The following is a 13,417-nucleotide window of genomic DNA, read 5'->3' as shown; positions in this document are numbered from 1 at the left end:
CATGACTGCTACAGCTGAAGAGATCAAGACCGTCGCCGATGTGCTCGACAAGGCGCGGATCGGCCTGCTGACCACCGTCGACGAGGCGGGCCACCTCGTCTGCCGTCCGCTGGCGCTCGTCGACCAGGACTTCGCCGGCTCCGTGTGGTTCTTCGTGCAGAAAGACAGCCACAAGGTCCACGACATCGAGTCGAACCCGCAGGTCAACGTCGGCGTCGACACCTCGAAGGGCTGGCTGTCGATCTCGGGTACGGCGTCGCTCACCACCGACGCCGCGAAGATCGACGAGCTCTGGAACACCGGCGCCGAGGCCTGGTTCGACCAGGGCCGCGACGACCCTCAGGTCGCCCTGCTCGAGGTCGAGGCCCACACGGTCGAGTCGTGGACCAGCACCGAGCCCAAGGCGATCACGCTGCTGAAGTACGCCAAGGCGGCGGCGACCGGCGGCCACCCCGAGAACGTCGGCGAGAACGCCACCATCCAGCTCTAGCTGCAGGTGACGACGTCGCCCGACGACGTGAAGTACTGACCGGGGCCGACCTGCGCGCACTGCGACGCGAGGTCGGCCTCGTATTTGATCCACGAGCCGACGTAGGCCCCGAACAGGATCATGCTCAGCGACGAGACCACGATCCCGACGATGCCGACCGTGCCGGCGAGGCCGACGGAGCGCGACTTGCGCAGCGAGTGGATGCCGATGAAGAGCCCGACGATGCCGACGAAGATGCCCACGGCGATCGACGCGATGCCCGAGCCGCGGCCGGGATCGGCGTCGACCGGGAGCCAGTCGTACGACGGCGTCTCGTAGAGGGGCTGGGCCTGCGCGCCGCCGAGCTCGGCGGCGAAGAGCTGATCGGGCGCAGGAACTCGGCCGGCCACCGTCGTCTCCGGCTCGCCGGGAGGCCCCCACAGCGTCGCCGGGGCACCCGCCGCTCCCGCGGCCGCGTCGGGCTTCGCGAGCGGCGGCGGCGCGTACGGCGACCCGGCCTCGGGCCCGGCGTACTGCGGCGGGGCGGGAGGGGGCGCGGCGGACGCCGACGGGGTGCTCGCGCCGCGCCGGAAGCGCGCGTACCGCGGGTCGTCGCCACTGGGAGTTGACATCGACTCGACCCTAATACGCCCCGGCTCCACGATGAGCGTGTGTGCGCCATGATGGAGCCACCGCGGCCCCCACTCCCGACCGCGCGAGCACGGAGAGCAATGATGCGAATCGGAATCCTCACGAGCGGCGGCGACTGCCCCGGCCTGAACGCGGTCATCCGCGGCGCCGTCCTCAAGGGCATGCAGATCCACGGCCAGGAGTTCGTGGGCTTCCGCGACGGCTGGCGCGGCGTCGTCGAGGGCGACATGGTCCCGCTCGGCCGCAAGGAGATCCAGGGCATCGCCAAGCAGGGCGGCACGATCCTCGGCACCAGCCGCACGAACCCCTTCGAGGGCAACGGCGGCGTCGACCGCATCACCGAGAACCTCGAGCGCCGCGGCATCGACGCCGTGATCGCGATCGGCGGCGAGGGCACCCTAGCCGCCGCCAAGCGCCTCACCGACGCCGGCCTCAAGATCGTCGGCGTGCCCAAGACGGTCGACAACGACCTCGGCGCCACCGACTACACCTTCGGCTTCGACACCGCCGTCCAGATCGCCGTCGACGCGATGGACCGCCTCCGCACGACCGGCGAGTCGCACAGCCGCTGCATGGTCGCCGAGGTCATGGGCCGCCACGTCGGCTGGATCGCCCTTCACTCGGGCATGGCCGCCGGCGCGCACGCGATCCTCATCCCCGAGCAGAAGACGAGCGTCGAGCAGCTCGCCGAATGGGTCCGGTCCGCCTACGATCGCGGCCGCGCGCCGCTCGTCGTGGTGGCCGAGGGGTTCGTCCCCGACGAGTCCGACGACGCGCACTCCGAGCGCGGCCTCGACGCCTTCGGGCGACCCCGCCTCGGCGGCATCGGCGAGCGCCTCGCTCCGCTCATCGAGGAGCTCACCGGCATCGAGACCCGCGCCACTACGCTGGGCCACATCCAGCGCGGCGGCACGCCGTCCGCCTACGACCGCGTGCTCGCGACGCGCCTCGGCATGGCCGCCAGCGACTCGGTCGTCGAAGGCCGGTGGGGCCGGATGGTGGCCCTGCGCGGCACCGACATCGTGCACGTGTCGTTCGAGGAGGCGCTCGGCACGCTCAAGGTCGTGCCGCAGAACCGGTACGACGAAGCGGCGATCCTCTTCGGGTAGCGCAGGCGGTCGCTCCGGGGAGCGCCACGGGGCCGGGCGTACGGTGGCGGCATGACCCGAGCTGTCGTCGTGACCGAGTCCGCGTCGGCGTCCGTGCAGGACGTCGGCTCCGAGTTCCTGCGCCCTGGATCCCCGGACGCCGACGGGGTGACCGTCGACGTCGAGTGGTCGAGCCTCAACTTCAAAGACGGGATGGCGCTCACGGGCGATCGCGGCGTGGCCCGACGGCTGCCGCTCGTGCCGGGGATCGACGTGGTCGGGACAGTCGCCGAGGGCGACGCGGCCGGGCGGTTCTCCCCCGGCGACAGCGTGGTCGTGAACGGCGCAGGTCTCGGCGAGACCCGGCACGGCGGCTACGCCGAGACGGCGTACGTGAGCGCGGCCTCGCTGGTCGAGCTCCCCGAGGACATCACCCCGCGCCGGGCCGCCGCCATCGGCACGGCCGGCTTCACCGCCATGCTCAGCGTGCTGCGCCTCGAGCGCGACGTCGCGCCCGACGACGGCGACGTGCTCGTCACCGGATCCGCGGGCGGCGTCGGATCCGTGGCCATCGCACTCCTCGCCCGACTCGGGTACCGCGTCGTCGCCTCGACCGGGCGCCCCGAGCAGGCGGACTTCCTCCGGTCGCTCGGCGCCGCCGACGTGATCGACCGCGCCGAGCTCTCGGCCGCCGGCAAGCCCCTGCAGAAGCCGCGCTGGGCCGGAGCCGTCGACTCCGTCGGCAGCGCGACTCTGGCGAACGTGCTCGCGCAGACGAAGTGGGGCGGCGCTGTCACCGCGTGCGGCTTGGCCCAGGGCAGCGACCTGCCGACGACGGTGCTGCCGTTCATCCTCCGCGGGGTCTCCCTGCACGGCATCAACTCGGTCGATGCACCCGCGGCGCTCCGGCGGACCGCCTGGGAGCGCCTCGCGGTCGACCTCGACCTCGACCTGCTCGACTCGCTGACCGACGAGGTCGCTCTGGGCGAGGTGCCGGGCCTGGCGGGCGAGATCCTGCGCGGACGGGTCCGGGGGCGGACCGTCGTCGACGTGCGACGCTGACGGGTCGCTGATACGTCATCGACCAGGCCGCCGACCGCTCGACAAATCCGTACGGCGTATCCTAGAGTCTGAGATACTCGATACATTCAGCCGCATGGAAGGTGAGGAATGCCTGTCCCGAACGGACCCGACAACCCGGCGCCCCGGCGTCTGCTCCGAGACGTCGTCTTCGAGAAGATGATCGCGGCGATCCAGGACGGCACCCTTCAGGCGGGCGAGCGGCTCAACGACGACGAGCTGGTCTCCTGGCTCGGCGTCTCGCGCACGCCGATCCGCGAGGCGATCGCGAAGCTCGTCGACTACGGCCTCGTCGAGATGGAGGCGAACCGCTACACGCGGATCGTCCGCCCCACCTTCGAGATGTACGAGCACGCGGTGCAGATGCTCGGCGGCTTCCACGAGCTCAGCGCCCGCTGGGCGTTCCCGCGGTTCACCGACGACGACGTCCGCGAGTTCTCGGCGATGTGCGACCAGACGCTCGCGTACCTGGCGGCGCACGACACGGAGGCCGTCAGCCGGATCGGCGCGATGACGAGCTTCACGCTCGCGCGCACGGGCAACCCTCTGCTGCCGCAGCTCGAGGCCACGCTGAACGCCCGCGTCGTCTTCATGATCCAGGCGGCCCTCGACGAGTTCCAGTGGGAGGCCACGGCCGACTACGTCGAGCAGCTGCGCGCGGCCGCGACGGCCCGTGACAGAGAGGCCGTCATCGCCGCCTTCGAGACCTACCAGCAGCTCACGACGGCGCACCTCCAGGCGGTCCAGCGATCGGGTGCGATCCCGGCCTGAGCCCGCCCTCGCACCAACCCGCCAGTACAACCCCCCATCCGCACGACCTCAGGGAGTCCCAGTGCCAGTCCCCGTCCCCACCCCCGAGAACCAGGAGCCGCGCCGCCTGCTGCGCGACGTCGTCTACGACAAGATGTTCTTCGCCATCCTCGACGGAACCCTCGAGCTCGGCGAGCGCCTCAACGACGAGGAGCTGGTCCGCTGGCTCGGCGTCTCCCGCACGCCGGTGCGCGAGGCCATCGCCAAGCTGGCCGAGCAGGGCCTCGTCGACATCGAGGCCAACCGCTACACGCGCGTCATCGCTCCGACCTTCGCCGAGTTCGTCGACACGCTGCGCGCCTGCTACGACGTCTGGGCCCTCATCATGCTGCGCGGCGTCGGCGAGCTGGACGCCGCGAGCCGCAAGTCCGTCGTGGCCGCCCTCGATGCGCGCGTGAAGGCATTCGAGGCCCACTCCGCCGAGAGCGTCATCGACCTCGACGCATTCACGGTCACGGTGCTCGAGGCGGCGAAGAGCCCCATGCTGGCGCGCCTGTACTCCGTGACGGCGCCGATGACCGTCCTGCTCATCCGCCGCGCCGCCGCCCAGGGGCACTTCCCGTGGGACGCCTCGATCGAGATGAGCCGCCGACTCCGCGACGCCGTCGAGGCCTCCGATGCTCGTACGGCCCACGACCTCGTCTCGGGCCAGCCCGACCGCTTCGGCGACTACTACGCCGCCGTGCGCGAGAGCGGCATCTACCCCGCCTGACCCCGCGCTCCGGCGCCCACCCGATACGCACCCGAACCCGAAAGCCGCATACGCATGCCTGTTCCCGTTCCGAACACCGAAGCCCCCGCACCCCGCCGCCTCCTGCGCGACGTCGTCTTCGACAAGATGCTCGCCGCCATCGGCGACGGCACCCTCGAGCTCGGCGAGCGACTGAACGACGACGAGCTGGTCCGCTGGCTCGGAGTCTCTCGCACGCCGGTGCGCGAGGCCATCGCCAAGCTGGCCGACTACGGCCTCGTCGACATCGAGGCGAACCGGTACACGCGCGTCATCTCGCCGACCATGGCCGACTTCGCCGACACCACCGAGACCGCCTTCGCCGTCTGGGCGATCGTCGTCCGGCGCGGCGTCCCGAAGCTGAGCGACGCCGAGGCGCGCGAGGTCGTGAGCCTCCTCGCGTCGGTCGGCCGCGACGCGAAGGGCAAGCTGGCAGCCGAGAGCCTCCCGAGCTTCGCCCGCGCCATCGAGATCATCGCGACGGCCGCGCAGAGCAAGAGCCTGTTCCGACTCCTCGAGACCGTCGGAGACCGAGCCGCCCTCCTCCTCAGCATCGTCAGCCGCTCCGTGGAGTTCCACATCTCGGGCGACCTCCTCGCCCGTCTCCGCTCGGGCGTCGAGAAGCGCGACGGCGTGGCAGCGGCGGCGGCGTTCGAGACGGCGTTCGACGGCCTGGGCGACTACGTCGGAGCCACCTCGGCCGCGGGCGTGTTCCCCGAGGCCGCGCCGGTCCGCTGAGCGGCACGGTGGGTGGCGGCGACGACGCCGGCGGGCTCGCCGGCCCGGTGGGTGACGTTGCGGCCGACACCGCGCCCGTCGTCCTGGCACTCGACGACGTCCGGGTCACCCGCGCCGGGCGCAACCTCGTCGAGCACATCGACCTCGAGGTCCGCGCCGGAGAGCACTGGGCCCTGATCGGCCCGAATGGCGCCGGCAAGACGACGATGCTGACGATGTGCGGCGCCCTCGGCCATCCCTCCTCGGGCACGGTCACCGTGCTCGGCAGGCGGCTCGGCAGAGTCGAGCTCCGCGAGCTCCGCACCCACATCGGCCACGTCGACCCGAGGCACCGCATGCTCGGCGACAACTCCGTGACCGAGGTCGTCCTGACCGGCCTCACCGGTTCGAGCGACCCGGTCCCGCGGTGGGAGGCCGAGCCGGCCGACCTTCTCCGGGCGCAGGAACTCGCCACCGGCGTCGGCCTCGCCCGCCGCCTCGACGCCCGCTGGAGCACCCTCTCGCAGGGCGAACGCGGACGCGCCCTCATCGCGCGGGCTCTCATCGCCGTTCCGGCGCTCCTCCTTCTCGATGAGCCCGCCACGGGCCTCGACGTCGCCGCCCGCGAGCAGCTGCTCGAGACCGTGGACGCCCTGCGCGAGGCCCACCCGTCGATCGCGAGCGTCACCGTGACGCACCACCTCGAAGACCTTCCGGCGTCGACGACGCACGCCATGCTCCTTCGCGACGGGCGCATCGCCGCCCGCGGGCCGGCCGACGACGTCCTGACGAGCGAGCTGGTGTCGGCGGCGTTCGACTTTCCGCTCGAGATCACGCGGACGGCTGGGCGGTGGGCGGCACGGCGCGCTGGTGTCGTCGGCGCGTGACCCCGCCGCCCCGACGCGCGGGCTAGGCCCGCCGGATCGGCACACCCCCGCGCGAACCCCGGCGGGGCCGAGCCGAATCGGCGGGTTCGACGCCGCCAGCCCGACGCGACCCGCCCACCGCCGCTAGCGCGGCTCGACCGCCGCGGCCGCAGCCCTCGCCGCCGCGGGCAGCGCGTCGACGATCCGCCCGAGCGCCGCATCGTCGTGCGCAGCCGTCAGGAACCACGCCTCGAACACCGACGGGGGCAGGTTGACTCCGGCGTCGAGCATCGCATGGAAGAACGGCGGGTAGCGGAATGCCTGCTGAGCCCGCACGTCGTCGTAGTTGCGCGGCGGGGTCGCGGTGAACGCGAACGAGAACAGGTTGCCGGCGCGCTGCACGGTGTGCTCGACGCCCTCGCGCGAGAGAGCGGCCGAGGTCTCGCGGGCGACCACATCGGCGGCCGAGTCGATCGCACGGTACACGTCGGCGTCGGCGAGGCGGAGGGTCGTGATTCCGGCGGCGACGGCGACGGGATTGCCGCTGAGGGTTCCGGCCTGGTACACCGGCCCGAGGGGCGCGAGGAAGTCCATGATCTCGGCGCGGCCGCCGAGCGCGGCGAGCGGCATGCCTCCGCCGATGACCTTGCCGAACGTGATGAGGTCGGGCTCCCAGCCGGCTCCGTCTGGCACGACGCGCGAGGCCTCGAGCCCCCACCAGCCGGCGCGGCCGACGCGGAACCCGGTCAGCACCTCGTCGACGATCAGCAGCGCGCCGTGGCGCCGCGTGATCTCCGAGAGCGACCGGTTGAAGCCGCGATCGGGCGCCAGGACGCCCATGTTGGCGGCGGCTGCCTCGACGATCACAGCGGCGATGCGCTCCGAGTGCTCGTCGAACGCCCGGCGCACGGCGTCGAGGTCGTTGTACGGCAGCACGAGCGTCTGCGCCGCTGTCTCGGCCGTGATGCCGGCCGATCCGGGCAGGGCGAGCGTGGCGACGCCGGAGCCGGCCTCGGCCAGCAGCGAGTCGGAGTGGCCGTGGTAGTGGCCGGCGAACTTCACCAGCAGGTCGCGGCCGGTGTAGCCGCGCGCCAGGCGGATGGCCGTCATGGTGGCCTCGGTGCCGGTGGACACCATGCGGATCTTGCCGATGGGCCGCTGCTCGCCGACGCTGACGCGCTCGCGCACGATCTCGGCCAGCTCGGTCTCGCCCGGCGTCGATGCGCCGAAGGAGAGGCCGCGGGCCGCCGCCGACTGGACGGCGTCGACCACGGCGGGGTGGGCGTGCCCGAGGATGGCGGGCCCCCACGAAGCGACGAGGTCGACGTACTCGCGGCCGTCGGCGTCGGTGACGTACGCGCCCTGCGCCTTGACGAGGAAGCGCGGAGTGCCCCCGACCGAGCCGTACGCCCGGACCGGCGAGTTCACGCCGCCGGGGATGGACGCGCGAGCGCGCGCGAAGGCCTGCTCGTTGGCGGTCATCGGATGCTCCGCTCGGGAGCGCTGCGGCCGGTCAGGCGCTCGGCCAGGTCGACGGCCCAGTAGGTCAGGATCGCGTCCGCGCCGGCGCGCTTGATGCCGAGCACGCTCTCGTAGCTGGCGGCGTCGAGGTCGATCCAGCCGTTCGCGGCGGCGGCCTGCATCATCGAGTACTCCCCCGAGATCTGGTAGGCCCACACCGGCACGTCGCTCGTCGCGGCGACGTCGGCGAGCACGTCGAGGTAGCTCATCGCCGGCTTCACCATGACGATGTCGGCGCCCTCCTCGAGGTCGAGCCCGACCTCGCGAAGGCCCTCGCGTCGGTTGCCGTTGTCCATCTGGTATGTGCGGCGGTCGCCCGAGAGCGACGACTGGACGGCCTCGCGGAACGGCCCGTAGAAGGCGCTGGCGTACTTGGCGGCATAGGCGAGGATCGCGCGGTCGGCGAACCCGTGCGAGTCGAGCGCGTCGCGGATGGCGGCGACCTGGCCGTCCATCATGCCGCTGGGGGCGATGAGCTGCGAGCCCGCCTCGGCCTGCACGACGGCCATGTCGCGGTAGCGCTCGAGGGTGGCGTCGTTGTCGACCTCGCCGCCTGCGCCGAGCACGCCGCAGTGGCCGTGGTCGGTGAACTCGTCGAGGCACAGGTCGGTCTGCACGACGAGCGCGTCGCCGACCTCGGCGACAGCAGCCCGTGTTGCGGCATTGAGGATGCCCTCGGGGTCGGTGGCGCTCGTTCCTGCGCCGTCTTTCTTCTCGTCGAGCGGCACCCCGAACAGCATGACGCCGCCGATGCCGGCCTCGGCTGCACGGGCCAGGGCGGGCTTGAGGCTCTCGAGCGAGTGGTGCGAGACGCCCGGCATCGAGGCGATCGGCGCCTCGTCCGAGATGCCCTCCCGGATGAACACGGGCAGCACCAGATCGGCGGGGTGGAGGCGGGTCTCGGCGACCAGGCGACGGAGCGCCGGGGTGGTGCGGAGGCGGCGGCCGCGAACGGCGGGGAAGGACGACATCAGTTGCTCTCAGTGTGCGGATCGGGGTGCTCCGGCCAGCCGGCCAGGGCGTTGTCGACGACGGCTTCGACGAGCGAGTCGGCGGAGCGGGTCTCGGCGATGAGGTGCACCGGGAGTCCGGCGGCGCGGGCGTCGAAGGCGGTGCGCGGGCCGATGCAGGCCACGAGGGTGCCGGCGGGCAGCGGGACGAACTGCTCGTGGATCTGACGGGCGACGCTGCCCGAGGTGACGAGGATCACCGAGATGCTGCCGTCGGCGACCGCGGCCTTGACCTCGGGGGTCGCAGGAACTCCGACCGTCCGGTACGCGGCCACGAACTCGGGCTCGAGTCCGCGTTCGGCCAGCCCCTTGACCAGGGTCGGCTCGGCGATCTCGGACTGCGGCACCAGCACCCGGCCGCTGATGTGGGCCGACGGCCATTCCTTGACGAGGCCCCGGGCCGAGTTGTCGCCCTCGGGGATGAAGTCGACGCGGATGCCGGCGAGGCTCAGCGCGGCGGCCGTCGTCTCGCCCACGGCGGCAACCCGGGTCGTCGGCGCCGGGCGGATGCTGTTGCCCATGAGCACGTCGACGGTCGTGGCGCTCGTGACGACGAGCCAGTCGTAGTCGCCGGCCTCGAGCCGCAGCAGGGCCACCATCAGCTCGTGGCGGTTCTCGGTCGGTGCGAAGTTGATGAGCGGAGCGATCACCGGGGACGCCCCGAAGCCGCGCAGCCGCGCAGAGACGTTGTCGCCCCACTTGCCCCCGCGAGGCACCAGCACGCGGACGCCGCGCAGCGGCTTCTCGGCGGAGCCCCGCTCGCTCATGATGCGGAGCCCAGCGGCGCCAGGTCGGCCGCGCCGTTGTCGAGCAGCTCGGCGACGGTGCGCCCGGCGGCGTCGTCGACCTCGATCAGCTGCGTCGCGAGCGAGCCCGGTTCGAGCGTCACGCCGTGGGACGCGGTCAGCCGTTGCGAGCCGTCGGGCTTGTAGACCGTCGCGCTCAGGAGGAGCAGCCCGGCGTCGATGACGGCAGTCGCACCGATGGGAGCCGCGCAGCCGGCCTCGAGACCGGCGAGGACCGAGCGCTCTGCCGTGACCGTCAGGCGCGTCTCGCGGTGGTCGAGAGCGCGGAGGCCCTTCTGCAGGTCGGGCTCGAGCTCGGTGTCGCGGACCTCGATCGCGAGGGCGCCCTGACCGGGCGCGCTCGGCCAGAAGCCCAGCGACAGGAGATCGGTCGCCTCGGCGAGCCGGCCGATGCGGCCGAGGCCGGCCGCCGAGAGGAGGACGGCGTCGAGGTCGTCGCCGACGCGCGAGAGTCGCGTGTCGACGTTGCCGCGGATGTCGACGACCTCGAGGTCGGGCCGGCGGGCGAGCAGCTGGGCGACCCGGCGGGGCGAGCCGGTGCCGACTCGAGCGCCCTCGGGCAGGGCGTCGAGCGTGAGCCCGTCGCGCGCGCACAGGGCGTCGCGCGCATCGGCGCGGGCCGGGGTCGCGCCGATCGTGAGACCCGGGAACGGGTCGGTGGGGAGGTCTTTCAGCGAGTGGACCAGGAGGTCGCACTTGCCGGCGAGCAGGGAGTCGCGCAGTGCCGTCGCGAAGACGCCGGTGCCGCCGAGTGAGGCGAGGGACTCGGACGTCGTGTCGCCGTGGCTCGTGATCTCGACGAGCTCGACCTCGCGGCCGGTCGTCTTGGCGAGGCGGTCGCGCATGAGAGTGGACTGGGCGACGGCGAGGGTCGACGCCCGGGTTCCGATTCGAAGTGCTGTCACGGGTGCCCTACGGAACCAGGCCGGCGACGATCGGCTTGAAGCCGAGGCGGACGTTCTCGCAGCATCCCGGACGGCAGACGTCGTACCAGGGCCCGAGGTCGGTCAGGTGCGGGCGGTCGGCCGCGGCGACGCCGTCGCGGCGCTCCAGCACCAGGTCGACGAGGCCGGTGACGTAGTTCGGGTCGATGCCGGGGGTCGGCGTGCGGACGGCCCAGAAGCCCTCCTCCTCGCACGACTCGAGCGCCTCGTTGTCGAGGTCCCACATGACCTCCATGTGGTCGCTGACGAAGCCGAGCGGCACGATGACGACGGCCTTGGTCGGGCCGCCCTTCAGGGCGTGGATCGCGTCGTTGATGTCGGGCTCGAGCCAGGGCATCGACGGAGGGCCGGAGCGCGACTGGAAGACGAGCTGCCACGGCACGGTCGCGTCCGAGCCGAGCTCGAGAGCGGCCTCCGCTGCGGCCATGACGACCTCGGCGACGGCCCTGTGCTGAGCGGCGTAGGCGCCGTCGGCGTCGAAGCCGCGCGCCTCGGGACCGCTCTTGGCGGCGTCGGTCGACGGGATCGAGTGGGTCGAGAACAGCACCTGCACCTCGGTCGTGAGGTCGATGCCGTCGATCTCGGCGCGAGCCTTCACGAGCGCGTCGCGGACACCGTCGATGAACGGCTGCACGAAGCCGGGGTGGTCGAAGAACTGACGCACCTTGTCGATCTGCACGCGGTCGCGCAGCTCGGTGTCGTCGAGGGCCATCGCGAAGTCCTCGCGGTACTGCCGGCACGACGAGTACGAGCTGTAGGCGCTGGTCGCGATGGCGATCAGCTTCGTGTAGCCCTGGTCGGCCGCCTCGCGGACGGCGTCGGCCATGTAGGGCTCCCAGTTGCGGTTGCCCCACAGCACGGGCAGGTCGATCTCGCGGCGCGCGAGCTCGGCCTCGAGTGCGGCCTTGAGCTCGCGGTTGTGCTGGTTGATCGGGCTGATGCCGCCGAAGTGGCGGTAGTGGTGCGCGACCTCCTCGAGGCGCTCCTCGGGGATCCCGCGGCCGCGGGTGACGTTGCGCAGGAACGGGATCACGTCGTCCTGCCCCTCGGGCCCGCCGAAGCCGGCCAGGAGGATCGCGTCGTAGTCCGTGCCCTGCGTGACCCACTCCGGACCCTCCGCCGCCGCGTCGGTGGCGTTGGGGACGAGCTGGCCGTTGGTGATGTTGGTCAAGAGAGAACCTCGGGGATCGCGGTGGTCGGGATGCGCCGACCCGTGTAGAAGGGCACCTCTTCGCGCACGTGCATGCGCGCCTCGGTGTAGCGGAGCTCGCGCATGAGGTCGACGAGCTGGACCAGCTCGGGGGCCTCGAGCGCCAGGATCCACTCGTAGTCGCCCAGGCTGAAGCTGGCGACGGTGTTGGTCAGGACGGAGCGGTGCGCCGAGCCCTTCATGCCGTGATCGCGGAGCATCTGGTTGCGCTCGGCGTCAGGCAGGAGGTACCACTCGTAGCTGCGGACGAACGGGTAGACCGTGAGCCAGGTCTCGGGCTCCTTGCCGCGCATGAACGCGGGGCTGTGGTCTTTCGCGAACTCGGCTTCGCGGTGCATGCCGAGCGCGTTCCACGTCGGCAGGAGGTTCTTGAGCAGGTGCGTGCGGAGCAGGTCGCGGTAGCCGGCCTGGATGTCTTCGGGGATCGGGCCGTGCAGCCAGATCATCACGTCGCTGTCGGCCTTCACGGCGCTGACGTCGTAGAAGCCCCGGACGACGACGCCGTTCTCGGCGAGGCGGGCCACTGTCGCGTCGAGCTCGGCGATGTCGTCGCCGATCGAGGTGCGCTCGCCCTCGGCCACGTAGGGCCGGAGCGGGTCTCGGCGAAGAACTGCCCACAGCGTGTAGCCGAGGACCTCGACGGGTGCGTCGGTCGCCGCCGCGTCGGAATCAGGCGAGGGTGCGTGCTGCGAGTGCGCGTCGGCGCTGGAATTCATGCGTCCATCATCCCTTGTCATTCTGGGAACGGCGAACCGTCTGGCTCAGGATCGAGAGACCCTCAGCGGCCCGCGATGGGGCGAGGAAAAGCGTCAGCGACGACGCAGGGCGATCAGCGTGAGACCGCCGACTGCGGCGGCCACGGCAGCCGCGGCAGCCAGGAACGGCTTGGGGTCTTTCGAGAACGACACCTTCGCCTGGTGCGCCTTGATGCCGAGCTGCTTCGGCACGTTGAGCTTCTCTTCGAGCTCGTTCAGCGTCGCGGCCAGGTCGGCGCGGGTGCGGTCGATGGCCGCCTGGATGTCTTCGGTGCCACTCATCAGAAACGTCCTCCCACGTCGGAGCGCGGGATGCGCCCGACGCCCTTCACTGCCTTGATGTCGCTCTTGACGCTGTCGATCGTCTTCTTCGGCAGCGGTGGCAGGCCCTTCTTGATCTGCCTGTAGCCCAGGAACCCGAGGATGCCCGCGATCACCAGGAACAGAGCCGCGACCAGCAGCGCGGCCAGCCAGAGCGGCATGACGAGCGACAGGGCGGCGATGCCGGCGCCGATGAGGCACAGCAGCATGAGGAAGAGGAAGAGCAGAGCGCCCACGACGAGGCCCGCGCCGATTCCGAACACCTTCGCCTTGGCGATGAGCTCGGCCTTCAGCAGGGCGATCTCGCCCTTGACGAGGTCGGTGACGAGCGTGGGGATGTCGCTCAGGAGCCCGAACAGCGAGCGGTTCTTCTTCGCGTGGTGGATGCTGTCGGCGCGCGTCGACTCGGTCATGGAGTGCCTCTCAGGACGGTGGGTGC

16 protein-coding genes are annotated in these 13,417 nt (G+C 71.8%); 7 read left to right on the top strand and 9 right to left on the bottom strand.

Annotated features, from left to right (window positions below):
• Position 1: 1 nt before the first annotated feature.
• Positions 2-490, top strand: a complete 489-nt coding sequence (locus AC3CBB_RS15285) for a pyridoxamine 5'-phosphate oxidase family protein (protein ID WP_123506740.1) — start codon at positions 2-4, stop codon at positions 488-490.
• Here the strand turns inward: AC3CBB_RS15285 and AC3CBB_RS15280 are convergent.
• Complete coding sequence (locus AC3CBB_RS15280; RefSeq protein ID WP_123506739.1) at positions 487-1,101, bottom strand: hypothetical protein; 615 nt, start codon at positions 1,099-1,101, stop codon at positions 487-489. The two genes, AC3CBB_RS15285 and AC3CBB_RS15280, sit on opposite strands and share 4 nt — an antisense overlap.
• Before the next feature lie 102 nt (positions 1,102-1,203).
• Between AC3CBB_RS15280 and AC3CBB_RS15275 the strand changes: the two genes are divergently transcribed.
• The 6 genes from AC3CBB_RS15275 to AC3CBB_RS15250 all read left to right on the top strand — a co-directional run bounded on the left by AC3CBB_RS15275 (position 1,204) and on the right by AC3CBB_RS15250 (position 6,432).
• Complete coding sequence (locus AC3CBB_RS15275; RefSeq protein WP_123507103.1) at positions 1,204-2,229, top strand: 6-phosphofructokinase; 1,026 nt, start codon at positions 1,204-1,206, stop codon at positions 2,227-2,229.
• A 51-nt stretch (positions 2,230-2,280) separates the two neighbouring features.
• Positions 2,281-3,270: an MDR family oxidoreductase gene (locus AC3CBB_RS15270; protein ID WP_488625256.1), complete on the top strand. Its 990-nt coding sequence runs from the start codon at positions 2,281-2,283 to the stop codon at positions 3,268-3,270.
• 108 nt (positions 3,271-3,378) lie between these two features.
• Complete coding sequence (locus tag AC3CBB_RS15265; protein ID WP_488625255.1) at positions 3,379-4,059, top strand: GntR family transcriptional regulator; 681 nt, start codon at positions 3,379-3,381, stop codon at positions 4,057-4,059.
• Positions 4,060-4,120: 61 nt separating this feature from the next.
• Positions 4,121-4,810 carry a GntR family transcriptional regulator gene (locus tag AC3CBB_RS15260; RefSeq protein ID WP_123506736.1) on the top strand — a complete coding sequence of 230 codons (690 nt, stop codon included), beginning with the start codon at positions 4,121-4,123 and terminating at the stop codon, positions 4,808-4,810.
• A 54-nt stretch (positions 4,811-4,864) separates the two neighbouring features.
• Positions 4,865-5,566 carry a GntR family transcriptional regulator gene (locus tag AC3CBB_RS15255; protein ID WP_488625254.1) on the top strand — a complete coding sequence of 234 codons (702 nt, stop codon included), beginning with the start codon at positions 4,865-4,867 and terminating at the stop codon, positions 5,564-5,566.
• An 8-nt stretch (positions 5,567-5,574) separates the two neighbouring features.
• Positions 5,575-6,432 carry an ABC transporter ATP-binding protein gene (locus AC3CBB_RS15250; RefSeq protein ID WP_488625253.1) on the top strand — a complete coding sequence of 286 codons (858 nt, stop codon included), beginning with the start codon at positions 5,575-5,577 and terminating at the stop codon, positions 6,430-6,432.
• A gap of 123 nt (positions 6,433-6,555) precedes the next feature.
• On the opposite strand, the gene hemL is transcribed toward AC3CBB_RS15250, so the two are convergent.
• The 8 genes from hemL to AC3CBB_RS15210 form a co-directional block, all read right to left on the bottom strand.
• Entirely contained in the window at positions 6,556-7,893 is a 1,338-nt protein-coding gene (hemL, locus tag AC3CBB_RS15245) for a glutamate-1-semialdehyde 2,1-aminomutase (protein ID WP_488625252.1), read from the bottom strand.
• On the bottom strand, positions 7,890-8,903 hold the full coding sequence (hemB, locus tag AC3CBB_RS15240; RefSeq protein ID WP_488625251.1) for a porphobilinogen synthase: 1,014 nt from the start codon (positions 8,901-8,903) through the stop codon (positions 7,890-7,892). The genes hemL and hemB overlap by 4 nt, the downstream gene beginning before the upstream one ends.
• Positions 8,903-9,709: a uroporphyrinogen-III synthase gene (locus AC3CBB_RS15235; RefSeq protein ID WP_123506732.1), complete on the bottom strand. Its 807-nt coding sequence runs from the start codon at positions 9,707-9,709 to the stop codon at positions 8,903-8,905. Before AC3CBB_RS15235 ends, hemB begins: the two co-directional genes overlap by 1 nt.
• Positions 9,706-10,653 (bottom strand): hydroxymethylbilane synthase, encoded by a 948-nt coding sequence (gene hemC / locus AC3CBB_RS15230; protein WP_488625250.1) that lies wholly within the window; start codon positions 10,651-10,653, stop codon positions 9,706-9,708. The genes AC3CBB_RS15235 and hemC overlap by 4 nt, the downstream gene beginning before the upstream one ends.
• A gap of 7 nt (positions 10,654-10,660) precedes the next feature.
• On the bottom strand, positions 10,661-11,863 hold the full coding sequence (locus AC3CBB_RS15225; RefSeq protein WP_488625249.1) for a ferrochelatase: 1,203 nt from the start codon (positions 11,861-11,863) through the stop codon (positions 10,661-10,663).
• Positions 11,860-12,618 (bottom strand): hydrogen peroxide-dependent heme synthase, encoded by a 759-nt coding sequence (gene hemQ / locus AC3CBB_RS15220; protein ID WP_488625248.1) that lies wholly within the window; start codon positions 12,616-12,618, stop codon positions 11,860-11,862. Before hemQ ends, AC3CBB_RS15225 begins: the two co-directional genes overlap by 4 nt.
• Positions 12,619-12,711: 93 nt before the next feature.
• Entirely contained in the window at positions 12,712-12,939 is a 228-nt protein-coding gene (locus tag AC3CBB_RS15215; protein ID WP_123506728.1) for a DUF3618 domain-containing protein, read from the bottom strand.
• Positions 12,939-13,391 (bottom strand): phage holin family protein, encoded by a 453-nt coding sequence (locus tag AC3CBB_RS15210; RefSeq protein WP_123506727.1) that lies wholly within the window; start codon positions 13,389-13,391, stop codon positions 12,939-12,941. Before AC3CBB_RS15210 ends, AC3CBB_RS15215 begins: the two co-directional genes overlap by 1 nt.
• Positions 13,392-13,417: the final 26 nt, after the last annotated feature.

The sequence above is a fragment of the Frondihabitans sp. OV104 genome (assembly GCF_057787745.1).
The sequence above is the reverse complement of the archived record's forward strand: the minus strand, read 5'-3'. Positions and strand labels throughout refer to the sequence as shown.